15 protein-coding genes and 2 pseudogenes are annotated in these 25,497 nt (G+C 50.3%); 11 read left to right on the top strand and 6 right to left on the bottom strand.

Annotated features, from left to right (window positions below; genetic code table 11):
* Nucleotides 1–353: 353 nt before the first annotated feature.
* Genes MPHASIOC01_RS24290 through MPHASIOC01_RS24280 form a run of 3 tightly spaced genes read right to left on the bottom strand, consistent with a single transcriptional unit; the run spans nucleotide 354 to nucleotide 1,912 of the window.
* Nucleotides 354–920 (bottom strand): phage polarity suppression protein, encoded by a 567-nt coding sequence (locus MPHASIOC01_RS24290; RefSeq protein ID WP_353613474.1) that lies wholly within the window; start codon nucleotides 918–920, stop codon nucleotides 354–356.
* Between the two features lie 15 nt (nucleotides 921–935).
* Nucleotides 936–1,181, bottom strand: coding sequence for an ogr/Delta-like zinc finger family protein (locus MPHASIOC01_RS24285; RefSeq protein WP_226574566.1), 246 nt, complete (start codon nucleotides 1,179–1,181; stop codon nucleotides 936–938).
* A complete protein-coding gene (locus MPHASIOC01_RS24280) occupies nucleotides 1,178–1,912 on the bottom strand; it encodes a glycoprotein 3 (protein WP_353613473.1) in 735 nt (244 codons plus the stop codon). Before MPHASIOC01_RS24280 ends, MPHASIOC01_RS24285 begins: the two co-directional genes overlap by 4 nt.
* A gap of 538 nt (nucleotides 1,913–2,450) precedes the next feature.
* Between MPHASIOC01_RS24280 and MPHASIOC01_RS24275 the strand changes: the two genes are divergently transcribed.
* From MPHASIOC01_RS24275 to MPHASIOC01_RS24225, 11 genes and pseudogenes are all read left to right on the top strand, one after another.
* Entirely contained in the window at nucleotides 2,451–2,717 is a 267-nt protein-coding gene (locus MPHASIOC01_RS24275; protein ID WP_353613472.1) for an AlpA family transcriptional regulator, read from the top strand.
* Nucleotides 2,714–2,932: a hypothetical protein gene (locus MPHASIOC01_RS24270; protein WP_353613471.1), complete on the top strand. Its 219-nt coding sequence runs from the start codon at nucleotides 2,714–2,716 to the stop codon at nucleotides 2,930–2,932. Before MPHASIOC01_RS24275 ends, MPHASIOC01_RS24270 begins: the two co-directional genes overlap by 4 nt.
* 11 nt (nucleotides 2,933–2,943) lie before the next feature.
* The gene (locus tag MPHASIOC01_RS24265) at nucleotides 2,944–3,486 is read left to right on the top strand and encodes a host cell division inhibitor Icd-like protein (protein ID WP_353613470.1); all 543 of its coding nucleotides are present in this window, start codon (nucleotides 2,944–2,946) and stop codon (nucleotides 3,484–3,486) included.
* Nucleotides 3,483–3,710: a hypothetical protein gene (locus MPHASIOC01_RS24260; RefSeq protein WP_353613469.1), complete on the top strand. Its 228-nt coding sequence runs from the start codon at nucleotides 3,483–3,485 to the stop codon at nucleotides 3,708–3,710. The genes MPHASIOC01_RS24265 and MPHASIOC01_RS24260 overlap by 4 nt, the downstream gene beginning before the upstream one ends.
* Nucleotides 3,707–4,027 (top strand): DUF5375 domain-containing protein, encoded by a 321-nt coding sequence (locus MPHASIOC01_RS24255; protein ID WP_353613468.1) that lies wholly within the window; start codon nucleotides 3,707–3,709, stop codon nucleotides 4,025–4,027. Before MPHASIOC01_RS24260 ends, MPHASIOC01_RS24255 begins: the two co-directional genes overlap by 4 nt.
* Nucleotides 4,028–4,041: 14 nt before the next feature.
* Entirely contained in the window at nucleotides 4,042–6,384 is a 2,343-nt protein-coding gene (locus tag MPHASIOC01_RS24250; protein ID WP_353613467.1) for a primase-like DNA-binding domain-containing protein, read from the top strand.
* Nucleotides 6,385–6,859: 475 nt separating this feature from the next.
* Nucleotides 6,860–7,210 carry a hypothetical protein gene (locus MPHASIOC01_RS24245; RefSeq protein WP_353613466.1) on the top strand — a complete coding sequence of 117 codons (351 nt, stop codon included), beginning with the start codon at nucleotides 6,860–6,862 and terminating at the stop codon, nucleotides 7,208–7,210.
* A 610-nt stretch (nucleotides 7,211–7,820) separates the two neighbouring features.
* Nucleotides 7,821–8,118 (top strand): annotated as a pseudogene (locus tag MPHASIOC01_RS24240) (tyrosine-type recombinase/integrase); the annotation flags it as partial.
* 178 nt (nucleotides 8,119–8,296) lie between these two features.
* Complete coding sequence (hsdR, locus tag MPHASIOC01_RS24235; protein ID WP_353613465.1) at nucleotides 8,297–11,809, top strand: type I restriction-modification system endonuclease; 3,513 nt, start codon at nucleotides 8,297–8,299, stop codon at nucleotides 11,807–11,809.
* Nucleotides 11,810–11,880: 71 nt separating this feature from the next.
* Nucleotides 11,881–13,470: an N-6 DNA methylase gene (locus tag MPHASIOC01_RS24230; RefSeq protein WP_353613464.1), complete on the top strand. Its 1,590-nt coding sequence runs from the start codon at nucleotides 11,881–11,883 to the stop codon at nucleotides 13,468–13,470.
* Nucleotides 13,467–14,888 (top strand): restriction endonuclease subunit S, encoded by a 1,422-nt coding sequence (locus MPHASIOC01_RS24225; RefSeq protein WP_353613463.1) that lies wholly within the window; start codon nucleotides 13,467–13,469, stop codon nucleotides 14,886–14,888. The genes MPHASIOC01_RS24230 and MPHASIOC01_RS24225 overlap by 4 nt, the downstream gene beginning before the upstream one ends.
* Nucleotides 14,889–14,959: 71 nt before the next feature.
* Here MPHASIOC01_RS24225 and MPHASIOC01_RS24220 read toward each other — a convergent pair whose 3' ends face one another.
* From MPHASIOC01_RS24220 to MPHASIOC01_RS24205, 3 genes and pseudogenes are all read right to left on the bottom strand, one after another.
* Nucleotides 14,960–21,280, bottom strand: coding sequence for a DEAD/DEAH box helicase (locus tag MPHASIOC01_RS24220; RefSeq protein WP_353613462.1), 6,321 nt, complete (start codon nucleotides 21,278–21,280; stop codon nucleotides 14,960–14,962).
* A gap of 12 nt (nucleotides 21,281–21,292) precedes the next feature.
* Nucleotides 21,293–24,580, bottom strand: coding sequence for an STY4851/ECs_5259 family protein (locus tag MPHASIOC01_RS24215; protein WP_353613461.1), 3,288 nt, complete (start codon nucleotides 24,578–24,580; stop codon nucleotides 21,293–21,295).
* Nucleotides 24,581–25,181: 601 nt separating this feature from the next.
* Nucleotides 25,182–25,345, bottom strand: a pseudogene (locus MPHASIOC01_RS24205) (IS3 family transposase); the annotation flags it as partial.
* Between the last annotated feature and the right edge of the window lie 152 nt (nucleotides 25,346–25,497).

Below are 25,497 nucleotides of genomic sequence, written 5' to 3'. Positions count from 1 at the left end.
GATAATCTGCCGCTACAGTTGGCTCCGAGATGGTTTCTACGGTCATTTCATGACGTTTTGAGAAACGTACCTCTGTCGTACAATTCAGTTTAACTGCCTTGTCGGAGCAACGGTGCATGGGGGCTGTAAATTAAAATAATTAATTATCATTCTGGCGCGCAATGCTTTCCCCGCCTCGCCTGCCCGCTTTCCGGGGCGGTTTTAATGCACCTGCATTAACGGACTCAGCCCCTGCCAGCACTGGCGGGAACAGCATTAAAGGTAGTCATAAAACGCATGCAAAGCCATGCACCTTATGCATGCATGGCTTTTTTTGGGGAAAAAGGCGGGATTTTCGCGGTTTTTTACGCAGGTTACTGCGCGGCCATGTCGGCACGTCGGCGGGTGTAAATCATGTTCTGTGCGGGGGTAAATTGCTCGCGGCTGTCATCACGGGATGGCGCTTCCGGCCGGTATCCGGCGGCGGTTAAAATCTCGCTGTCCCGTTCTGAATAAGTAATGTCATGCCCTCCGGCCAGCCACACCGACAGGGCTTCACGCAGGTATTCTGATGAACGATCGAGGGCGCGTTTGTGTACCATTTCAGGCTGGCCGCTCAGGTGCATCAGTTCCGGGGCGAGAATCGCGGCCAGTGCTGCGCCGTTCTGCTGCATGAAGTCATTCAGCCCGGTACGGATGCTGATGCGCTGCACTTCTTCGTGTGAGCGGATATAGCGACCGGCGGCCTGATTCACTTCCCATTTTTTGATGTCAGTGATGTCGCGCAGTTCCTGCATTCTGGCCGGAATGGGGTCATCAACGGCCAGAAGCTGTTCGCGGTATTCCTGTTCTGCCGCGGCCAGCTCTGATTTACGGTTCAGCCAGGCGGCTTTGTTGGTCTGGCAGGCCGCTGCGGCCTGCTGCAATGTGATGGTGGTCACCGGGTTTTCTCCTGGTCAGTGGCGGAACGGTGAGCGGTAACAGCCTTTTACCCTGCCGGTGGCTGTGGGCGCTGGCGGCACCGGTACGGGTTTTTCTTCCACCACCGGTGAGCGAATCACTTCAAAAATGGATTCATGGGTTTTGAAGGTGGCCGAGCACTCCAGATTCTGGCACTGGTGATAACGCTCCTTAACGTTTTCCGACATGTAGCGGCTGGTTCGCACATGGGCGGCCTGACGGCAGAACGGGCAGCACATCATGACAGTAACCCCCGAGCTTTCAGGTCAGACTCACGCTGGCGCATTTTCGCCTGCCAGACCTGACGCTGAACGGGCGTGGCCGCCACACCGTGTTCCATATGTGGCAGTGTGGCCGCCGACAGCCCGGTTTTGTACAACACCGGTTCATCTGTCAGGCGGATGTTGCAGTTTTTAACCGACTGCTCAAGCCAGTTTTTCACCTGCTGCATCACCGCCTGTTCCGGTTCTGTATAGCCCTGATGGCCGGTGGTATTGGCAAGGGGATTCTCCCGTACCAGTACGCTTAATTTCATCGCCCGGACAAGCGCCCCGCAGGTTTCGCGTAATGCGGCATCCAGTTCATGTTCTGCGTACTGACTCAGGACATGGTGATGTGCCTGCCGCCAGGCTCTGGCCGTGCCGTCACAGGCCGCCCGCAGGTGGTCACGCTCAAATGCCAGCACTTCAGAGAGGTTCTCACATTCCTGCGCCAGCGTCCGGCGTGTCACCTGCTCAATATGCCGCTGTTTCAGTTCATCGGTCAGGATGGCACCACCGGCACGAAAGGCACTGCGCCATGCGCCGGTGTCACCGTCGTTTTCCTGCTCCAGCGCGGTTTTCTGCTCTGCTGCCCGGCTGATGGCGGTGGTGGTTTCATCCATCCGGCGGGCGTTTTCAAGATGGGCGGCTCTGGCGTTCTCCAGTTGTGTCAGTGCCGGTTTCAGGTAATCAGGCATACGGGGTTTGGCCATGTTCGGGCTCCTCAGTGTTTCAAGATGAGAAGATTCTGCCGTGCCACACACAACAACACGACACATTGCCGTTGTGGCAAAAATGACACAAACAGACCTCAAACCCCGGCTTGCCAGGAAAAGGTCGCAGGAAACCCTTATCACTGGTTATTTTTATAATAAAAACTGTTCACTACTGTTCACTCTTAATAAAAAGATAAGTAATACAGTAAGATAAGAGGTGAATAGTTGAGAAATAAGTGTTCACCTGGTGTTCACTACTGTTCACCGGATTATTTTCACGCCAGTCAGAGTCTTTAGATATTTTTTCTATTAATTTTTGTTTATGCATAACTAAAATAAATAAATTTAGTTGAAATATAGTGCAGTGATTTGCATCTGTTTGCCAACGTTTGCCATTGTATAAAAAACACGCTGATGTGTAGTGTTCCCTCAAAAAATCACTTGTTGCCTTGCGTAAAAATATTCACAAAATAGAGAGCTACCCGAGGCCGGACAGATACCCCCGGCACTGTATGGACTGTAACGAGGTAGCCCGATGCACACCGCTTTTTCTTCTTCACCTTCCGCCCCTGTGGCTCCACTGATGCCGGTTTCTGAAACCGCGCCTGAGCGTTTTATTCGTTTGCCCGAAGTCATTCACCTGTGCGGGCTGTCCCGTTCTTCCATTTACGACCTTATCAGCCGTGACGCCTTTCCGAGGCAGATTTCCCTCGGCGGCAAAAATGTCGCCTGGGCGCAGTCTGAAATCTCGGCATGGATGGCTGACCGCATTGCCCACCGTAACGGAGAACTGACGAAATGATTACCCTGACACTGACCGGACAGACCCACACCCTGGCTGATGAAGATGCCCGCCTGCTGGCACTGGCGCTAACTTCCCTGACCACGGGAGACCGTCACCGCAAAACGTTCCGCGTGCGCTCGTCAGCATTCCGGGCTGAACGTACATCCGGCCCGTCACACCCACATAAATCAGCCACTGAACATCCTGCCGGTGACGTGCTGACAGACTGCTGAGGAGTGCTTTTGTGTTATTGATTCTTTTCCCTGGCTTGCAGGCCGGGGCTTTTTCCGGTTATAGTCCCTGCGCTGTCGCAAAATCGGCAGCCGGGATTGGCGTTCCGAATAACTCAATGGCGACACCAGACGCGCTATGCGTCTTTTTTTTCGTCGTAGCTCAGGCATACCCATGTTTCGGACTGTGGTGTCTAAATGTACACGATGGTTTATTCGAGATAATGGCAGTCCGGGCGGGGCAGCCTTCGGGCTGGCCGGTACCCATTGAGGCCGGTTACGCCAACCCCGTCCGGGCTGCCACCAGTGAAATTGGCGTTTCCGGTGGTGGCGTTAACCGCTACTCAATGGAGGCTGCCTTTATGGCTACAACCCTCACTTTGTCACACCCGCAGTTTGTCTTTGTGTTTGCTGCCGTTCGTCGCGCAGACCGTAAACCCCGTATTCGTATGCTTCGCACTGTTGCCAGTGATGAACGCGCCGCACGCCTTTCCCTTGTCCGTGATTACGTCCTCTCGTTCGCTGGCCGTCTGCCGGTTGCGGAGGTGCGCGCATGAAACATACCACCATTACCGTCAGTGACCTCGAATGCCTGGAGCATATGCGCAATGTCGGTCAGCTCGTCAGCGACCTGATGCAGGTGCAGGACTGCGCCACTGTACATCGTGACCCGGCGCAGCAGTTACAGCTCACCTCAGTGATTTACCTGATGACCGCCCAGCTCGACGGCGTGGTTGAACGCTGTAATGAGCGCTGGCTCACTGAGGAGGTACGCGCATGAAACACCCCTTACCGCCCGTATTACGTGCCGCACTGTACCGCCGTGCGGTGGCCTGTGCCTGGCTTACCCTGTGCGAACGCCAGCACCGCTACCCGACGCTCACCCTCGACACACTGGAAAGTGCCATTGCCTCCGAGCTGGAGGGCTTCTACCTGCGCCAGCACGGCGAGGAAAAAGGCCGCCAGATTGCCTGTGCCTTACTGGAAGATTTAATGGAAGCCGGCCCCCTGAAAGCCACCCCGTCGCTGTCCTTTCTCGGGCTGACCGTGATGGATGAACTCTGCGCCCGCCATATCACCGCACCGGTACTGCACTGAGGGAGATAATAACCATGAACATGAACGTAACGGAATCCGTAGAACGGGCTCGCGGCCACTGGCCGCGCATTCTTCCGGCGCTGGGTGTGAAGGTGCTGAAAAACCGCCATCAGGCCTGCCCGATTTGTGGTGGCGATACGCACAGTGACCGGTTCCGCTTTGATGACCAGGAGGGGCGCGGCACATGGTACTGCAACCGGTGCGGCGCGGGTGACGGCCTGACACTGGTTGAAAGGGTGTTCGGGGTGTCAGCGGCAGAGGCCGCCGGAAAGGTGAATGCCGTGACCGGTAATCTGCCACCGGTCGCCCCGGAAATGATTGCATCAGCAGAAGCCGGAACGGAAGCCGGGCGCAAAGCAGCGGCCGCACTGGCCGTCACCCTGATGGCAAAAACCCGCACGGCCACCGGTAACGCCTACCTGACCGGCAAGGGCTTCCCGGATTATGAATGTTCCGTGCTGACAGGGGCGCACAAAACCGGTGGCGTGTCGTACCGCGCCGGTGATGTGGTGGTGCCACTGTATGACGACACCGGCGCACTGGTGAATGTCCAGCTAATCAGTGCTGACGGCCAGAAACGCACGCTGAAAGGCGGCCAGGTGAAAGGGACTTGCCATACCTTCAACGGCCAGAAACAGGCCGGGAAACGCCTGTGGATTGCCGAAGGGTATGCCACGGCACTGACCGTACATCACCTGACCGGGGAAACCGTGATGGTGGCGCTGTCGTCCGTGAACCTTCTTTCCCTGGCGAGCCTTGTCCGGCAGAAACACCCGGCCTGCCAGATTGTTTTCGCCGCCGACCGTGACCTCAATGGCAACGGTCAGGGCAAAGCCGCCGCAGCCGCAAAAACCTGTGAGGGAACTGTCGCCCTGCCGCCGGTGTTTGGTGACTGGAATGATGCGTTTATACAGCACGGCGAAGACACCACACGTCAGGCCATTTACGACGCCCTGCGGCCACCGGTTCAGAGCCCGTTCGACACCATGAGCGAGGCGGAATTTACTGCCATGAGAGCCAGTGAAAAGGCGGCGCGGGTGCATGAGCATTACGGCGAGGCACTGGCGGTCGACACCGGCGGCCAGCTCCTGTCCCGCTATGAAAACGGTATCTGGAAAATCATTCCGCCACTGGATTTTGCCCGTGACGTGGCCGGGCTGTTTCAGCGTCTGCGCGCCCCGTTCTCGTCGGCCGCCATTAACGCAGTGGTGGACACCCTGAAACTGATTATTCCGCAGCAGAGCGCACCCTCACGGCGCCTGATTGGTTTTCGTAACGGTGTGCTCGATACCGGCACCGGCCTGTTCAGCCCGCACCACAAATCGCACTGGCTGCGCACCCTGTGTGATGTTGATTTCACCGCGCCGGTGGCCGGGGAAACGCTGGAAACCCATGCGCCGAACTTCTGGCACTGGCTCGACCGTGCCGCCGGTGGCCGCTCAGACAAACGTGACGTGATACTGGCTGCGCTGTTTATGGTGCTGGCGAACCGCTACGACTGGCAGCTCTTTCTCGAAGTCACCGGCCCCGGTGGCAGCGGAAAAAGTATTATGACTGAAATTGCCACGATGCTCGCCGGGGCGGATAACGCAACATCGGCCACCATCGACATGCTGGAATTACCCCGCGAACGCGCTGCCCTGACGGGCTTCTCACTGATTCGCTTACCTGACCAGGAGAAATGGAGCGGTGACGGTGCCGGGCTCAAGGCCATTACCGGCGGTGATGCGGTATCGGTCGACCCGAAATACCAGAATGGCTATTCCACGCACATTCCGGCAGTGATTCTGGCGGTGAACAACAACCCGATGCGCTTCACTGACCGCAGCGGCGGCGTGTCCCGTCGCCGGGTGATAATCCATTTCCCGGAACAGATTGCGCCGGAAGACCGCGACCCGCAGCTTAAGGACAAAATCGCCTGTGAGCTGGCCGTTATCGTGCGCCAGTTGATGCAGAAGTTCAGCGACCCGATGAGCGCCCGCGCACTGCTCCAGGCACAGCAGAACTCGGACGAAGCACTGAGCATCAAGCGCGATGCTGACCCGGCCTTTGATTTTTGTGGCTATCTGGAAGCCCTGCCGGACGCTGACGGGATGTATATGGGGAACGCCAACATTATCCCGCGTCAGCCGCGCCTGTACCTGTATCATGCCTATCTGGTTTATATGGAGGCGCACGGCTACAAAAACACCCTCAGCCTGACCATGTTCGGTAAAGGGCTGTCGTCCATGCTGAAAGAGTACGGCCTGAATTACGACAAACGGCGGACAAATCAGGGCATGCAGACCAACCTCACACTGAAAGAGGAAAGCAACGCCGACTGGCTGCCGAAGTGCGACGAACCCACCGCAAAATAAACTACCCTGACCGGCTGATGCCGGTCTTTTTTTACCTGAAAATCAGCCAGAGTGAACAGTAAAGTGTTCACTGTTCACCAGGTGTTCACCTCGTAACCCAATGAATATGATAAAGAAAGATGAAGAGTGAACACTGTGAACAGTTTTTCCCAAAAACTTTTTCCCATTGAAAGTAATCAGCGCAGCTCAGTGCCAAGAGTGAATGTTGTTAATATCGTTGTGTGCCAACTAGTGGGGTCTGGTAAGAATGACCTTTCGGATTTTTTAGTGAGTTAGGTATTACACAGTTGGAGGAGTAGCAGGAAAGTATTTATGGAGTAATTTATAGTGTAAAATATACAATATCTAATTGTATTTAAATGATTTTTTTTGATTGTGTTAAATATAACACTCTTATATTTATAACATTGCTATTTCAATAGCACTCTAATGGTGTTATGCTTCTTACCACTACAGGAAAAGAGAGGGTTTACAGATGATAAAGATCAATCCACGCATAACTCATGAACTGACAATGCACTTTGCCGAGTTGTATCACAAAGGCTCGACCTACATTCCAACATTCAAACTATTGCAGTGGTTTCAAAAAGATGGGGGGCGTATAACACCTGCGTTCTTCAGGCGTGAAATTTTTGGCCGCTGGAATGAATACTTAGATGTTGACAATTATGAAGATGACTTCCCACTCAGCGTTCTTAACGTACTGAGTGACTATAGTGTTAAGAAAGCTGAGGGCTATATAATTTTTCAGACAAACTTTTTGTTTATCACTCCCAATAGTGAAGAGGATGAGGAAGAGGAAGCGGAAGCGGAAGATGACAAATAGATTTTTTAGGTAACCAACCTACACATCCGAGGTGGCCAGGAGGCTGGCTCGGGTTCATTCGCACATCACCTAATATTTCTGCTTTTCGCTCACAGCAGACTAGCCAGCAGCAGTGAACAGTAAAGTGTTCACTGTTCATCAACTATTCACTTTTTAATGCATTGAATATTAAGCACAAAAATGCTCAGTGAACACTGTGAACAGTTTTCCATAAAAAAACTTTTTGCTCCCACATCCAAAAGCATAAGTTTTTGTATGGAATGACGGGTGATTAATCCGAACGAGCATCCATATGGTGTATTGTCCTGGTTAGGATCCGATGCACGGAACCTAACAAGGAGAGATTTGATAACTTACCATTAGATGTCGGATTTTGTAGGGGCACAAAAAAGCATGGGGGCACAAAAAGGGGCACTTATCATTGTTAATTTAAAATTATATATATTTTTCATGAAATTAAAGTGTGATTTGAGTCCGGCCTTCGCACCAAGCGATGCAAAGTAAGCTACCTGAGGGTGGCTTTTTTTGTGTCTGAAATCTAGTGTCCTCAAGGCTTTTCTTGCTTTTTACTCTCACCATTCGACCTGATTCAATCAGCATCAACTTACCGATGCGGGTACTTCATCTTGTTCTCTTATCTCTCCAGATTCTCGCCATTTTGGAAAAGATCAAAAGCATGAATGGGAACCATGAGCTGATCTTTGTAGGCGCTCAACATCCTCGTAAACCCATGAGTGAGAATGCGGTGAACAAGGCGTTTCAGTGATGGGCTATGACACAAAAACGGAAGTTTGTGGTCGAGGGATGCGGTAGAACGGCAGATGAGTCACCAGGAGCGTAGCTCTGTACGTGCGACGTATAACCATAAGGCGGATTATCTGGAGGCTAATCGGGAGAAGGGGGGTTAGCCTGTTTGATTTTGGGACTTTTTGTGTTTAGTACAGCATATACAAAATGTACGACTCCTTAAGAATGAGTTAGTTACTGTGACGCTGGTTATTGCCCGGGAAGATGTGGAAAGCTAAGATAAAGAGTTATGAGCCTTAAATATATGGATAGGCTTGCACAGCGATGGATTAAAACTTAATGATGACTAAATCCAATTTTGAGTTCCTGAAGGGCGTCAACGATTTCACTTATGCCATCGCCTGTGCGGCGGAAAATAATTATCCGAATGACCCCAACACTACGCTGGTGAAAATGCGTATGTTTGGTGAAGCGACGGCTAAACACCTTGGCCTGCTGCTGGATATACCCCTCTGTGAGAATCAACACGATCTTCTGCGTGAATTGGGCAAAATTTCCTTTGTTGATGACAGCATCCTTTCTGTATTCCATAAATTGCGCCGAATTGGCAACCAGGCCGTCCACGAATACCATAATGATTTGGATGATGCCCAGATGTGCCTGCGTCTCGGATTCCGTCTTGCCGTTTGGTATTACCGGCTGGTGACCAAAGATTACGATTTTCCGGTACCGGCTTTTGTGATGCCTGAGCACGGCGAGAATCTCTACCACGCCGAAGTCCTCACTCTCAAACAGCAACTGGAACAGCAGGCACAGGAAAAAGTACACAGCCAGGTAGAGCTGGAAGCTCAGCAGCAACGCTTAATTGCACTTAACGGATACATTGCCGTTCTCGAAAGCAAGCAGCAGGAAACTGAAGCCCAGACCAAAGCCCGCGTGGCTGCCCTGGAAGCACAGCTCGCTGCCAAAAACGCTGAGTTAGCAAAACAGACCGAACAGGAACGTAAGGCCTATCATAAAGAAATCACCGACCAGGCTATCAAGCGCACGCTGAATCTCAGCGAGGAAGAGAGTCGATTCCTGATTGACGCCCAGTTGCGTAAAGCGGGCTGGCAGGCTGATAGCAAAACGCTACGCTTTGCCAAAGGTGAACGTCCGGAACCGGGTGTAAATAAAGCCATTGCCGAATGGCCAACTGGCAAAGATGAAACAGGGAAGCAAGGCTTTGCGGATTATGTTCTGTTCATTGGCCTCAAGCCCATCGCTGTGGTCGAAGCAAAACGTAAAAATATTGATATTCCCGACAAGCTTAATGAGGCTTATCGGTACAGTAAATATTTTGATAACGCTTTTTTGCGCAATACACTTTTGGAGTACTTTACTCCCGACGATATATACGACGCCGTACCGGTCTACGAAATCAGCTGGCAGGACACCAGCGGTAAACAGCACTTTAAAATCCCTTTTTGCTACTCCACCAACGGGCGCGAATACCGCGCGGCGATGAAGACCAAAAGTGGTATCTGGTATCGCGACGTCCGCCACACCACCAACATGTCGAAAGCACTGCCGGAATGGCATCGCCCGGAAGAGCTGCAGGATATGCTGGGCTGCGACCCACAGAAACAAAACCAGTGGTTTGCTGAAAACCCCGGAATGAGTGAACTCGGCCTGCGTTATTACCAGGAGGATGCCGTTCGCGCGGTAGAGAAGGCCATTGTTAACGGCCAACAAGAGATCCTGCTGGCGATGGCGACCGGTACCGGTAAAACCCGTACCGCCATCGCCCTGATGTTCCGCCTGATCCAGTCGCAGCGTTTCAAACGCGTCTTGTTCCTGGTTGATCGTCGCTCGCTTGGCGAGCAGGCGCTGGGATCGTTCGAAGATACACGGATTAACGGCGACACTTTTAACAGCATTTTCGATATCAAAGGATTGACTGATAAATTCCCGGAAGACAGCACCAAAATTCACGTCGCTACGGTTCAGTCTCTGGTTAAACGCACACTGCAATCAGATGAACCGATGCCGGTTGGTCGCTACGACTGTATCGTGGTCGATGAAGCACATCGCGGCTACATTCTCGATAAAGAGCAGACCGAAGGCGAGCTGCAGTTCCGAAGCCAGCTGGATTATGTTTCCGCCTACCGCCGCATTCTCGATCATTTCGATGCGGTAAAAATTGCCCTGACCGCCACGCCAGCGCTGCACACGGTAGATATTTTCGGCGAGCCGGTTTACCGCTACACCTACCGAACGGCGGTGATCGACGGCTACTTGATCGACCAGGCCCCCCCCATTCAGATTGTCACGCGTAACGCGCTGGATGGGGTCTATCTTTCCGAGGGCGAACAGGTGGAGCGCCTGAACCCGCAAGGCGAGCTGATCAACGACACGCTGGCCGATGATCAGGATTTTGAGGTTGCCGATTTTAACCGCGGCCTGGTGATCCCGGCGTTTAACCGTGCGGTATGCGGTGAGCTCACCAAATACCTGAATCCCACCGGGCAGCAAAAAACGCTGGTGTTCTGCGTCACCAACGCCCATGCCGACATGGTGGTTGACGAGCTGTGCACCGCGTTTAAGAAAAAGTATCCGCAGCTGGAGCACGACGCGATTATCAAGATCACCGGTGATGCCGATAAAGATGCGAAGAAAGTGCAAAGCATGATCGTCCGCTTCAACAAAGAGCGGCTACCCAATATCGTGGTCACGGTTGACCTGCTGACCACCGGCGTGGATATTCCGTCTATCTGTAATATTGTGTTCCTGCGTAAAGTCAAAAGCCGCATTCTCTACGAGCAGATGAAGGGCCGCGCCACGCGTCTGTGCCCGTCGGTGGGGAAAACCAGCTTTAAGATTTTCGACTGCGTTGATATCTACAGCTCACTGGAAAGCGTCGACACCATGCGCCCGGTGGTTGTGCGTCCGCAAGTGGAGCTACAAACACTGGTCAATGAAATTACGGACTCTGAAACCTACAAAATCATTGAAGCGGATGGCCGCAGTTTTGCCGAGCACAGCCATGAACAGTTGGTCGCCAAGCTGCAGAGAATTATCGGCCTCGCCACTTATAACCGCGATCGCAGCGAAGCGGTGGATAAGCAGGTCCGCCGTCTGGATGAACTGTGCCTGGATGCCGCGGGTGTCAACTTCGGTGGTCTGGCTTCGCGCCTGCGGGAAAAAGGGCCGCACTGGAGCGCCGAGATTTTCAATAAGCTCCCCGGCTTTATCGCCCGCCTGGAAAGGCTAAAAACCGATATCAATGCCCTGCGCGACGCCCCCATCTTCCTCGATATTGACGATGAGGTGGTGAGCGTCAAGTCGCTGTACGGCGACTATGACACGCCGCAGGATTTCCTCGAAGCGTTCGATGCGCTGGTGCAGCACGCTCCTAACGCCCAGCCCGCGCTGCAGGCGGTGATCAATCGTCCGCGCGACCTCACCCGTAAAGGGTTGGTGGAATTGCAGGAGTGGTTTGACCGCCAGCATTTTGAAGAGTCGTCCCTGCGCAGCGCGTGGAAAGCGACGCGTAATCAGGATATCGCCGCCAGGCTGATCGGCCATATCCGCCGTGCGGCGGTGGGCGATGCGCTCAAACCATTCGACGAGCGTGTCGATCACGCGCTGGCGCGCATCAAAGGCGAGAACGACTGGAGCCCTGAGCAGATAAGCTGGCTCGACCGTTTAGCGCAGGCGCTGAAAGAGAAAGTGGTGCTCGACGACGACGTGTTCAAAACCGGTAATTTCCACCGTCGCGGCGGTAAGCCAATGTTACAGCGCACCTTTGACGACAACCTCGACAGCGTGCTGGATAAGTTCAGCGATTACATCTGGGATGAGCTCGCCTGACGCGTTATCATCCCCGGCAATTTCTTTTTCTGCGGCCCCGATAAGGGCCGATGTTTTACATGGGATTTTCAATGAACAATAACGATCTGGTCGCTAAGCTGTGGAAACTGTGCGACAACCTGCGCGACGGCGGCGTCTCCTATCAAAACTACGTCAATGAACTTGCCTCGCTGCTGTTTTTGAAAATGTGCAAGGAGACTGGCCAGGAAGCAGACTACCTGCCGGAAGGCTACCGCTGGGATGACCTGAAATCGCGTATTGGCCAGGATCAGATGCAGTTCTACCGTAACTTGCTGGTTCAGTTAGGCTCAGATGAGAAAAATTTGGTGCAGGCGGTATTCCATAATGTCAGCACCACCATTGAACGGCCCAAACAGCTGACTGAACTGGTCAGCTATATGGACGCGCTGGACTGGTACAATGGCGACCACGGGAAGTCCCGCGATGACTTCGGCGATATGTACGAAGGGCTGCTGCAAAAGAACGCCAACGAAACCAAATCAGGCGCGGGCCAGTACTTCACCCCACGCCCGCTGATCAAAACCATTATCCATCTGCTAAAGCCGCAGCCGCGTGAAGTGGTGCAGGACCCGGCTGCGGGTACAGCGGGCTTCCTGATTGAAGCCGATCGTTACGTGAAATCTCAGACTCACGATCTGGATGACCTTGATGGCGACACCCAGGATTTCCAGATCCACCGCGCGTTTATCGGCCTCGAACTGGTTCCCGGCACCCGTCGTCTGGCGCTGATGAACTGTCTGCTGCACGATATTGAAGGCAACCTCGACCACGGCGGCGCCATCCGTCTGGGCAACACGCTGGGCAGCGACGGCGAGAATTTACCGCAGGCCGATATCGTCGCCACCAACCCGCCGTTTGGCAGCGCCGCGGGCACCAACATCACCCGCACCTTCGTGCACCCGACCAGCAACAAACAGCTGTGCTTTATGCAGCATATTATTGAAACCCTGCGCCCCGGCGGCCGTGCGGCGGTGGTGGTGCCGGATAACGTACTGTTTGAAGGTGGCAAGGGTACCGATATTCGTCGCGACCTGATGGACAAATGCCATCTGCACACCATCCTGCGTCTGCCGACCGGCATCTTTTACGCCCAGGGCGTCAAAACCAACGTGCTGTTCTTTACCAAAGGCACGGTAGCCAACCCGAATCAGGATAAAAACTGCACCGATGACGTGTGGGTGTATGACCTGCGCACCAATATGCCGAGCTTCGGCAAGCGCACGCCGTTTACCGAACAGCACCTGCAGCCGTTTGAAACCGTCTACGGTGAAGATCCGCACGGCTTAAGCCCGCGTACCGAAGGCGAATGGAGCTTTAACGCCGAAAAGAGCGAAGTCGCCGACAGCGAAGAGAACAAAAACACCGACCAACACCAGGCCACCAGCCGCTGGCGCAAGTTCAGGCGCGAGTGGATCCGCACGGCGAAATCCGATTCGCTGGATATCTCCTGGCTGAAGGATAAGGACAGCATCGACGCCGACAGCCTGCCAGAGCCGGACGTGCTGGCGGCAGAAGCGATGGGCGAGCTGGTACAGGCGCTGGGCGAGCTGGATGCGCTGATGCGCGAGCTGAGCGCGGGCGATGAAACGGATGCGCAGCGTCAGTTGCTGAATGAAGCATTTGGTGAGGTGAAGGCATGAGTGATTTAATGCCTAAAGAATGGATTTTAGGAAAAGCCAGTGATTTTGTCGTTAGCCCCAAAAATGACATTGTTGATGGCCCTTTTGGGTCGAACCTAAAAGCATCTGAATATCAGCTCAGTGGAACGCCAATAATTCGCTTACAGAATATCAAGCGTCTACACTTTATTAACAAAAACATAAAGTATGTTTCAAATGAAAAAGCCGTTGAACTATCTAGGCATTCATATAAAAAAGGCGATATTGTCATTACAAAGCTGGGAGATCCTTTAGGTCTAGCGTGCATAATTCCGGAAAACTTCCAGGATGGGATCATTGTTGCTGATCTAGTGCGCTTACGTATTAATGATCTTGCATTTGATAAACGGTATTTAACTTACTTGTTAAATTCACCATTGGTTATTAGTCAACTTAATAAACATATAAAAGGCACTACAAGGCCTAGAATTAACTTAGGAATTATTCGAGACTTAAATCTCCCGATAGCTTCGATTTCCGAACAAAAAATCATTGCCGAAAAACTCGATACGCTGCTGGCGCAGGTAGACAGCACTAAAGCACGTCTTAAGCAAATACCACAAATCCTGAAACGTTTTCGTCAGGCAGTTCTGACTATAGCTATTAATGGAAAATTAACAGAAATTTTTCGTGTCCAAAATAAATTAAAAGATAATTGGGTAGAAATGCCCCTTGAACGGCTAGCTTGCAGCGATAAATACTCACTCGGCATCGGTCCATTTGGTAGTAATTTAAAAGTTGAAGATTATAGGGAAGAAGGTCATCCGTTGATATTTGTTCGCGATATTAGAGCATGTAGTTTCTCTAATAGCGAAACACGATACATAGACTCATCAAAATTTGAAGAACTCAAAGCACATAGAGCAAAACCTGGTGATCTTCTTATTACAAAAATGGGTGATCCACCGGGAGATGCTGCCATCTACCCTTCCGATTGTGAAGAGGCAGTGATTACAGCTGACTGCATAAAATTAAGAGTAGCTAATGAGCTAGCGCTCTCTAAATTTATTTTATTTACGATAATGTCGAATGAGTTTAGGGAGAAAGTTATTGAAATATCAGCAGGAGTTGCTCAACAAAAAGTTAATTTGAAGAATTTTAAGAAGCTTCAACTTAATATTCCCCCACTCCCAGAACAAGCCGAAATCGTCCGCCGCGTCGAACAGCTTTTCACCTACGCCGATACCATTGAAAAACAGGTCAACAACGCCCTAACTCGTGTCAACAACCTCACCCAGTCGATCCTGGCAAAAGCTTTCCGCGGCGAGCTTACTGCCCAGTGGCGTGCCGAAAACCCAGAGCTTATCAATGGTGAAAATAGCGCCGCCGCTCTGCTGGAAAAGATCAAAGCCGAACGCGCAACCAGTAGCGGTAAAAAAGCCGCGCGTAAAAAAGCGTAATAGTGATTATCTAAAGTCACTGATTCGTGCATTTTTAGCGCTCCCAACTCTTTATTGGGAGCGCTAATCCATTAAGACGCCATCACCTCTACCAGCACATCCGTTGCCCAGCTTTCCTCGCTATTAATCACCGTACCTTCCTGGCAGGCTTGCGCCATTTTTCCGAGCTGATAAGTCACGTCATCGGCAAAGTCAAAATTACGCCATACATACGGGAATTCGATACGCCAGTATCCCATTCCCTGATCGAAACGGATTTTCAACGTCTGACCATTTTCAAAGGTCACCGTCAGCTTACGATGATGTGGAATATCTCGCGGTGAATCGAACACAGTCAGTTCTACCGCTCTGCCCATTGCCGCAGTAAACCACTGGTCGGCGAAATCCTGAAAATCCACGTTGCTCATCCAGTCATGGAATGGTCTGTTACCGGGACGATCTTTGGGCTTAAACAGCGTATCAAGTTTAAGCTCAGCGTCATCGGTCAGCTTTGTTTTTAGCGGTTTCAGTATCGCCCCCAGCAGCGCCAGCGCAACCGGGTTTTGCAGATAGCGATCGGTATAGTGAACGCAGGTGATTCGCGGGTTTTTCATCAGCGACTGTGCTTCTTCATGGCTGTTAAACAGCGCGTCCCAGAAGCGTTGTCCGAACTGCGAAAGTGGACCATTTAACTGTTTATGAATCTCTATGTCTTTTACACGCTCAACAGCATTCGCTGCTTTTCCCGGCAGAACAAACTCGTTCAGTTTTACCGTTTTATAGCCGAGGCTGCGAATGACCAGTTCGTCATTCAGGTGCCAGCCTGGCCCCGGGATAGTTGCCTGCTGGCTGCGTGAAGCCAGCGTCATTATGCGATCAGCAAAGGCGATTTGCGCCACAATCGGCAATTCCAGAACCTGTTCGCTATGGCACAAACGCACGCCCAAAGCAGTAAACTGCGAAAGCTCATGCAACAGCTCCGGATCATCTACGCCAGCAGGAATGACAAGGTCGACCGCGACATTGTCTTTTACCCGGTAGTTCTGAATAGCCGCCCGGAATTGACGGGCATAAAGATCCCACTCATTGAGTGGCCCATTCATCCACAGAGTGAGTTTTTCAGCTCCTTCGTTAATCGCCCGACGAAGGGTATCGCCAATGGCTCCCGGGCAATATCGGGCATCCGGTAGCGAGAATGTTTCATCATCCGGCAAACCGATGTAGTACGAGAAGTCATCACCAAGCCATGCCTGTGCTGCTTTACGATCCAGCAGATCGTGATCGTGGCGAGTCTGGGAGTCGAGGAGGCATTCACTGCATGCCGTATCGCAGTGGTGGCAGCCTAATTGTTTCACCATTCCCAATAGAATGGCCTCAATGTGCATTGGTGCACTGGATGCAAAACCCGCACCACCGCTAATCACATCGTAAAGTTGAATGGCTAATACTGATTGCCCGTCTTCCAGTCTGACAGGACGCACAGCGTAGCCCAGTTCTGCCGCGGAGATACCCAAAACCCCGGCCAGCGCCTGGCGTAGGGTAACTGCCAGAGTCATGGCAACAATCCGGCCTTCTTCCGTGCTATCCGGCAGATATTCACCGTTTTGCGGCTTGCGTAGAACCATTTCAAAGACATCCGTTCGTGCCAATGCCCCCAGTGTGACGTTCTTCATGAGCGCCGTCGAACCGGGGCAAATTAGACGTTGATTCTGGTTGTCGCGATCCGCTTTTCCCGGACGTGGCGGGTAGTGGGCTTCCATACTTTTCGGCACATCGTTTGCGTTCAACATCGACTCTGCGCGACCGCAGCTCAGGCAAAGTGCGTAACCATGCCCACCTTCTCCAAGGCTTTGCTGGAAAACATGCCCATCAGCGCCAGATGACATATACCCCATTATCGGGTTAGGCAGCGGTACAGGTTCTGCTTTAACAAATACCCAGGCAGGGACAACCGGGATAAATTTCATGGTTTCAATATTGTTCGTCACTGGCGCATGCGCATCGGTCACAAACCCGGCAGGCTGCAGCACCTGGCGGCGATTATCCAGGATGATTTTTTCACCACAGGCACTGTTGGTGCAAAATAGCGTCCCGGAACTGCTCAACCCCTCTTCATAGCCTATGGTCCCGCATTTGTGGCAGCGCCAGGCGCAATCCAGACGTTGGGCTTCATTGGTATCGGCATTAATATTGTGCCAGTGCAGGGAGACGCCGGCAGAACGGAAGACCCGGCCATCAAGAATAATTTCTGCACCTGGTGCATATTCACGGATGGCAACCCCAAGGTTGCGGGAGGGGAGTCCTTTATAACGCGAAACGTTATCTTCGCGATCTTTTTTATCCCGGCTTTTCTGTGATTTTTCACGGACATAGTCTTCCATGGTGAAGTTATCAAATGTCACCACATCTGTCGGGAAGCCGTATCCAGGCAGGAAAGTTCTGGCCGCCAGGTCACGCAGCAAATATTCGCCACAGTGCCGCTTTTTCTCCAGTTCTATGCGCTTGCGATAAGGTGTTTGTGGCTGCGATTCTCGCTCCTGGGCTACAAGACCGCGGTAGACGGAAAGCCATCGCTGCTGCAAGAACGTAATCGCATGGATTGTTTTATCCCGCAACAGGTCGGGTCTGGCGCCATGTAATGCTGTGCCTTTCACCAGCCGTTCCAGCGCTGCGTCGATATCAAGAACCGGACGCTCGAGCCAGATTTTAAAGCGTTCACATTTTGATTGCCCGTCGTCTTCACCGAAAAACCAGAGGCTATCAAGACTGGTTTTTTCCTTATCCGTTTCGCCAATGACGTGACATAGAAAGTCGGACAGTAATAATGCATTGACGTGGCGTTGTACCAGCCGGACTGAGTTCATCGCCACCATAGGTGCCGGTATCATGGTCTCAAACGGCCAGAGTGGGTTGGCAAAAACCTGTTGGTCGTGCGGGTTTCCTTTACACAGAGTATAAGAAATCGCACGTGATTCCTGGCTACGCCCGGCTCGCCCGGCACGCTGTAAATAGTTAGCCGGATGCGGCGGTACGTTGTTCATCACCACGGCGGTAATGCCACCGATATCAACCCCCATTTCCATGGTGGTGGAACAGTTGAGAACATTAAGCTGCCCGTTTTTGAACATCTTTTCGTAGCTTTGCAGGCGTTCTGAAGACTGCTGAGCAGAGTGCTCGGCAGTGCGGTAGTAAAATCCGCCTTCCACGACACGATCGTTAATATCCGTCCAGACATTTTCCGAACGTAATTGCGCTATCAGCGGCTCATGGCTGACCCACTCACGTACTTTCGCCAGACCCGGAGCGTAGTCTTCTTGTGAACGATCCAGCTTCCAGATCTCTGGCATGGTGACCTTCTGCGCGACAAATGCGTCGTATTGCGCCTGGGTGAGTTGTTCAAAGGAAATATGAGTGGGTAGATATGGGGTTAACCCTTTAAAAGCAGTGTCCAGAATTTTATTGGTGACTGGACAAATCCATGCATCCGTGATTAAAGAGAAGGTCAAATGCTCTTTCGGCAAATAGAAACGGTTACCATCCGGCTTAAGTACGGCAAGTGGCCCGGTAAGCTGGTTCCATGCTTCTTTCAACCATGTATTGATAATATCAATCGTCGACGTATTTACTTTTTTAAATCCGGCACCAAGCATTAGTAACTTCACTAAACGATGAGATAAATTGCCTTTACGAATTTGTGGCCAGCGTTTGTTCTGATTATCTTCGGGATCTTTCGTTTCCGGATTACGGACGAATTTTGACGAAAAACGACTACCAATCCAGTTTTTTAACTCATCGTCCAGTTGTGTGAAGTTGCTTTCACGAACGTATAGATCGAGCGTAACCTTAAGAAAATCCTTCCAGTCATCCAGGGTCAGCCCTTTCTCCTGCCAATGTACCGGGATCTTATGGATCTTTTCCAGCCCCTGGTAACCAACCCGTACCAGTCCTTGCGTTTCCAGGCTGTTAGTTCGTTTAGGCCGGCGCATGAATTCCCGGAAAAGCAACATTTCCGAAAGCTTCAGCGGCCCGCCGTTTTCGTTGAAAATTTCAGGCTTCAAATAGTGATTGTATTGCAGAATAGGGCCGCTAATATCTGTTTTCTCTTTAAGCTCATTGACTATTTCTGTCCAGGTTCGGGAAATCAGAATGGGCGCTACGTTACCTCCGGTTGCAGCCTGAAAAGCTTGTTCAAGCTGTTCAGCCTGTACTTCTGCCAGCTTCGCTTGTTCTGGTAATCCCCAGCTTCTAAATTCTTCGGCCTGTTCGCGTGCCTGTTTTGCCAATGCTAATAACTTTTCCAGATCTGTATTAGCATTGGGAGTGGTGGAAGTCTGTGTTCGTTGATGCCAGCCCAATATTTCTACTACGCTGCCCCGTAAGCGACTGCGTTCAGCCTCTTGCTGCATGCGTACCGCCATGCGCGCTGTTCCCTGGCGGCTGTCGGTGAAGGTGATGAGACGGCGGCCTCTTCCTGGCAGTGAATCAGGGCCCACTCCCTCCTTTCCTTCTTCACTGGTAAAGTCCTGACAATACTCCAGAACGGTTGGCACAATATTGGTGACATAAAACGGTCCACCCAACAATGCGCGGCGGAAAGGTTGTTTTCCACTCGAGCCTCTGTAGCCGCAGCCACTGGCACTACATACCTGTTCAATATCGTTAATCATCAGTTCAATGCTTTCATTATTAACTACACCAATACGACGAGTCTGGCGATCGAGTTGCTGTATGATATAACCTGTTTCGCTGGTCTTGTTTGGCGCAATAATAAGTGGAGGGTGGTAACTACTTTCTTTCTCAACTTTTTCTTCAGTGGCGTCGTTTTCAACATTCACCTCATCCTGCAAAGAGAATTCATCGCCACCTTTATTTTCCCATTGGACAAGTTTGCCATTTTTATCCCGTGCCAGAAGATGCGGTTCGTTACATTCATTACAGAATGCCAGTTCGTAGACCGGGCTTCCGCAGTCACAATTTTGCCGTTGGTTCACATACACATAACCAAAGGGCCAGCCCTTTTCCAGCGGAGTGCCATGCTTTTGTCTGCACTCTTTATCAATGCAAGCCCACACCCCCTGGGTACTGCGCTGAAAGATATGTGCTCTTACCTTCAGAAATGCCGGATCTCTAGTATTGGGTTGTGTACCAGAGCAAACGTCAAGCCAGCGCAGTACATCCTGCTGGCTGTAATTATGTTTGGTCAGTGTATTCAACCGCAGCGTCATCGTATCCAGCTTCATGGGATTAGGCTGAGTGACTAACATCTCACGCAAGTAATGCGCCTCAGGTGAATGCGTAAGTGCATCAAAGCGCTCAGGGCTCACGCCCTTAATGTCTGTATCAGGGATTTGCTCGATTTCTTCTAACGGAATATAAACGTGCTTGCACTGTTCCAGTTCCGGAATCACCCGGCTTCCATCCAGTACATCGATGCGCTCCTGCGGTATACCGGATAATTCAGAAAGGAATTTCTTCAGTTGTTTTTCGGCATCGCTTCCGGCAATAGTTGCAGAGGTTGCCACGAAACGCACATCATCTGGCATCACGCCAAAGGCCGTCATCACGCGGCGTAACTGCAGCGCCAGTTCAGCGGCCTGCGAGCCGACATAGGTGTGCGCCTCATCCAATACGATCCAGCGTAATGATTTTTGTGATTTAGATTGCTGGATAATCGGGGCGTCGACTTGGCGGACCATCATATATTCCAGCATCGTGCCGTTGGTCACCAGAATCGGAGCTGGTTCTTCGCGCATTTTTTCGCGTGAGAGTACTTCATTCGGCCTTTTTACCTGCTCGCTTTTCACTGCGGCGTGTAGATTTTCAGTATTTCCGTTGTAGAGACAGTATCGGATTCCAGAACCAAAACCACGTGTCCAGGCATCCAGGCGCTCACGTTGTGAATTAATCAGGGCATTGAGAGGGTAGAGGAAAAGGGCCCTGACGCCGACAAGTGGGTTGTTGCCATTTTCATGTAATTCTTTGTAGAGGTCCTCCAGCACAGGAACCATGAAACATTCCGTTTTTCCTGAACCCGTACCGCTGGTGACTACCACTGAATGTTTCTCTTCCAGTAAAGCCTTCCAACTGGCTAGCTGGTGAGTGAAAGGTTTCCAGTCAGCACCAAAACGGTAGCGACCATTGTTCTGATCATCGAGCGAATCAACCACGGCTTTACTTAGCAATGCGTTGCCTTCCGTCAGGCTGCGCATCGTGTTGTTTGACTCTTTCCAGCCAAACATTTGCTGGAAAACGGGAGAGGCAAGGAATGAGCCTGATTTCCCACAATCGGCGCCCATTTGTTGCGCAAGGTGCTCACGCAACTGCGGGTTTGTGACCCCCATGATACTCAGTGTTGCTTCAGTTGAACGAGACAACGATTGTTCAATAAGTGACGAAAAATAGCGTGTAGTCATTCTTATCCCTTTTTATTTTTGAGCAAAATAACGCAACAGGCTGCACTGGAAGATGGCCTTAAACCAGCGGGAATCGAAGTCCCTGACCTGTCTTAGGAAAAATACAGCACCGGGTTCATGGTCAAATACGGCTTCAAAAGAGGTATTACCGCTTGCTACGGCCGCGGCGAAGATGGGTAACCAGGCAACGGAATAGCGGTAATCTGCGTCAGGATTAATGCTGATCACTGGATTTTTTTGTGATGCCATCCAGCTATGCAGCTGTTTGCTACCGTACTCTGGCCAGCGAGCTTCACTATGCTCACGTAAAAGCTCCTGATACCACTCGCGAACGAAGAACTCTGGAATGGGCGGAGGGAATTGTCCGTAACTTAACCATTTCTCAATTTCGTCGGCATATGTCGGAAAAACGAGCCCCAATCGCTGATACATGCTCTTCACCAGTAAATTCTGAGTTTCTTCCGGTGCCCCCTTTTGGCTCAGGAACAATTTAAATCGATCGGCTGCGGTTTTGATTTCGAAGATGGGGAATAACTCCCATAAAATAGGGAACTCATTTTCAATGCGGCTCAGATACTCAGCTGACATCTCAAATTTAAATAGCGACATCGCCAGTGCTCGTGGATGCTGTACTAGCGCACGCCAAACTTCAAAGGTTGCCAGCGGCAGATAACCAAATTGGTCGTACAGGTTACGCATAAACTGCCAGCCGGAATGCGCGGGATCGTTAGCCATCTGTTCAAGTACCAGTGTAATGGTGTTGACTTCTGACTGGGGATTAAAAAGCTGGGTTGCTTTCTGTAATGAGCGGATACTACTTTCATCCATGGGTAATGAAGATTCCCCACGAATGAAGCAGGGGCGAAACGCCATTTCCTCACCCTGTTTGGGGACGACTAACCACGGCCCATTTTTGTTAATAATCGAACTCAGTTCATATTCACCTATCGGTACACCTTCGCTCATTCTTGATGCTAATGGAATGACTTTCTTCTCCGGTTCGCTCAATAACATAATGACAGGTGAAGGCATTTGCCCTGTACGGTAATGGTTTGACTGGCTGATGAGAAGTTCTCTTTCATAATCATAGCGTAAACTGTATTTATAGCGCCAAATCTGCCAGTTTATCACAGCACCTGCGCCTTTGATTTGCATCTCTACAACCTGGTCAATTCCTGTCTCAAGAGACAGTAAGTTTTCAATGTGCTCCCTCAGACTGTATAAATTGAGTTCAACGGGGTGTTCTCCTGCGGTATAACGCCATTCTTGCCATGCCTGTAACCCACTTTGGGAACGTAAATGTAATTCCAGTGAAAAACGTGTCGGATCGCCATTTTTACCAAATAAAAAAGCTCTCGAGCCAAGCAAATCATTCAGAGTAATATTTTTATCCAGAGAGCATCCATTTACATCTAGGGCCAGGCAACCTTTTGCAGGGAAAGGTAAGGTCATCTCTACTGGGGCTGCTCCCAAATTTGGGTAAATCTGCAAAGAGACAAACGCAGGAGGTATTCCTTCTGCTTTAAGTAATATTTCTGTGTGTCCTGCTGAGCGTTTGCGAGCAACCTCTAGTGTTTTATCTTTTAAGACAGTCATGCAGGGATGTTGCGTTGAGATAACAATGGAACCTTCATTGGCGAGCTCGCCACCTTTTATTTCAATGTTAAAATCCGCCGGCAAGATCCCAATTTTTCGACGCAGTAGTGTTTCATTGTGAGTATTTCTGATAGAAACATATTGTGTACCCATCATCTCTTGTACCTGACATTCATCTAACGATATGCCACTCAGGTACCGTTTGAATTGTATATCTTCAGTATTCAGGTTTTTAGCCGTAACTTTAGGTACACCAAGGAATGTTTCATCAGGATGGCAATCCCAGGTTACATGTTTCCCATAAAAATGAAATCCGCTCTGATTAGATTGTTCTCTCCCGATGCGGATCCTGTATGTTTCATCTCCGGAAATGGTTACATCCTGTCGTCCTTTTACGGACAGTGTTCTAAGTCCTAATAACGAGGCTGTTCCTGGAGAGCCTTCATATCCTGAAAGAGTGATTTTTTCTTGAGGTAAGGCAATAAGAACATTGCTATTACGTACATTACAAGAAGCTTGCCCTTGCAATAACCAGCGTTCTTCATCATAAACAAAAGTAAGTGGTACCTCGCCAACGGCGATTTCACTATTTTCAAGTTTTATGGTGCCAACAATCATTCCTCCAGTTCGTGCAACAATCGTTAAGCTTGCAGCTGGCTGGCGTCTGACAAATCTGGACTCATTTTTTCGCAGGCGAACTTTGGCATGGGCGTTCTCCAGTGACGCATAGGCTGTACCGAGACTTGTGACTTCTTCACCATCTTCATAAATGGCAAGTTCAAATCGCGTCGTCGAAGGGGGACTGATGATTGAGAAAATGAGTTCATCAGGCAGCGCAATTACCGCCTGGATTTGATCAGGATGGTTTTCCGACCAATAGAATTGATAACCGGAACCCTTATTTTTTTGTAAGCGTGATTTAGTTTCTACAGAGGCAGTACATAGCAACCCATTAAGAAAGCGGGTGCCTGTTTCATCATCCAAAGGCATGGGAAACTCATCGCGCCATTTTGGATGCACTTGATCAAGCTGCTTCACTGGTTCGGTATGATTGCTCAGGTTGTACATTAGAACAAGTGAGCTGAGTTTTTCCGCTATATGGCTGATGAGTTCGACAGAGGTGTCTTCACTAAAAACAGTTGGTAAGGCTGACTTTTCTATGACAGTTCGTACCAGTGAAAGTATGGAAAACCCCGCCAGTTGTGCCTGCTCATATTGATTGAGAATCCGGGAGAATACATTCTGAAAATGGCTATCCGATTCCTTCAGTAAGCGGAATGGTAATCCTCCCTCACTGAACAATGTTCCGAGAAAATTACGTCGTTCCGATTCGTAAAACCGAATTGGGCGGAGCCAGTAACCTTCCATCCCTTTAGGGATAATAATCCGTAATTCAGTCGACGTTAATGATACCCCCAATGCTTTATATATAGGGTCCCACGTCCAACCACAATGGCGCTCATAATCCCTGCGATACCATTCAGAGCAAAAAAGGACAAAACAGGCAGCGTGACCTTTATCATCGATATTACCCGGTACTTGACCCACTGCGCGGAGTAATTGTGTTAGATTATTGTATTCATCGTTGGTCGCATGATATTCATATAGTGGACGGCCATCAGGTTGTTTTAATCCTCTACGATTAAGAAAGTTACTTAGCCAGGGAGTACATTTTACCCAAGAAATGCATTCTGATTGACTCAAAGCAAACTCCTTACAAGCAAGAGAAAATTTTTTTGGTTTTTTTTAAAAACCGATAATTATATTCTTATGTCGGTATGACTTCAACTACTAATTTTTGTGGGGGATGCCACAAGTGATTTTTATTTAAAAAATGACAAAAATTGATTATTTCACTCTATTTGTTTAGTTGTTCTATTATTTCAAATAAAAGGAAGCTTTACCTTGGCGTTGGCGTTGGCGTTGGCGTCGCTATGCACAATGACAAATAGTTTAAGCTCTTAGATATAGAACACTCAGGAGAACTATGCAACCAAGGGTAATAACAGTTGTATCATCAGTAAAAACATATGGGTTGTTTATGCATTGCATCATATGTGCTTAAAATTATTTTCCATATTTTTATCAACACGTTAAATGGTAACATCGTCTGCAGCGTGAGGCGGAAGGGTTTACTGAATTAATTACTAAATAACGGCTCATATTATCGTTCAACCTTAGCCTGAGCATGTTGATTGCCGGGGACCGGCTAAGCAGCATTCATATACTTATTTACATGTTCAAGTAATTGCTGCATGTAGCGGCACTGATGATTTGATCCTACCAACACAATGTGGACACAATCCTAAGCGAGGTTTTTGTTTTCAAATTGTTCCGGCTAAGACCGCCGCAGACACTGTGGCGATGCCACCGATTGTAATCACACTCGATATAATTAAATACCATCGTCCCCATAATTTCACTTCTGATAAAACGCTTTCCGTGTATACATGTCACTTTCAGTGAGTGCTAGCTAAAGAGCAGGAACAACGCGTCAAACGCCTGGAGATTGATCTTATGGGGGGCGCGGCAGTCATGATCCTAAATTTGTGGCATTAGGTGAGCGCCCAGTAACTGAAGCTGATAATAAACAGGCTTTGAACAAGCTTTTCTTGGAAGAA

The organism is Mangrovibacter phragmitis (assembly GCF_040429585.1).
Classification (GTDB): domain Bacteria; phylum Pseudomonadota; class Gammaproteobacteria; order Enterobacterales; family Enterobacteriaceae; genus Mangrovibacter; species Mangrovibacter phragmitis.
The sequence above is the reverse complement of the archived record's forward strand: the minus strand, read 5'-3'. Positions and strand labels throughout refer to the sequence as shown.

Bases quoted from the DNA above. Each gene is read 5' to 3' on its own strand.
- MPHASIOC01_RS24285 (WP_226574566.1), bottom strand. From the start codon at position 1,181: ATGATGTGCTGCCCGTTCTGCCGTCAGGCCGCCCATGTGCGAACCAGC.
- MPHASIOC01_RS24220 (WP_353613462.1), bottom strand. From the start codon at position 21,280: ATGACTACACGCTATTTTTCGTCACTTATTGAACAATCGTTGTCTCGT.
- MPHASIOC01_RS24270 (WP_353613471.1), top strand. From the start codon at position 2,714: ATGATTACCCTGACACTGACCGGACAGACCCACACCCTGGCTGATGAA.
- MPHASIOC01_RS24250 (WP_353613467.1), top strand. From the start codon at position 4,042: ATGAACATGAACGTAACGGAATCCGTAGAACGGGCTCGCGGCCACTGG.
- MPHASIOC01_RS24275 (WP_353613472.1), top strand. From the start codon at position 2,451: ATGCACACCGCTTTTTCTTCTTCACCTTCCGCCCCTGTGGCTCCACTG.
- MPHASIOC01_RS24225 (WP_353613463.1), top strand. From the start codon at position 13,467: ATGAGTGATTTAATGCCTAAAGAATGGATTTTAGGAAAAGCCAGTGAT.
- MPHASIOC01_RS24255 (WP_353613468.1), top strand. From the start codon at position 3,707: ATGAAACACCCCTTACCGCCCGTATTACGTGCCGCACTGTACCGCCGT.
- MPHASIOC01_RS24260 (WP_353613469.1), top strand. From the start codon at position 3,483: ATGAAACATACCACCATTACCGTCAGTGACCTCGAATGCCTGGAGCAT.
- MPHASIOC01_RS24280 (WP_353613473.1), bottom strand. From the start codon at position 1,912: ATGGCCAAACCCCGTATGCCTGATTACCTGAAACCGGCACTGACACAA.
- hsdR (WP_353613465.1), top strand. From the start codon at position 8,297: ATGATGACTAAATCCAATTTTGAGTTCCTGAAGGGCGTCAACGATTTC.
- MPHASIOC01_RS24230 (WP_353613464.1), top strand. From the start codon at position 11,881: ATGAACAATAACGATCTGGTCGCTAAGCTGTGGAAACTGTGCGACAAC.
- MPHASIOC01_RS24245 (WP_353613466.1), top strand. From the start codon at position 6,860: ATGATAAAGATCAATCCACGCATAACTCATGAACTGACAATGCACTTT.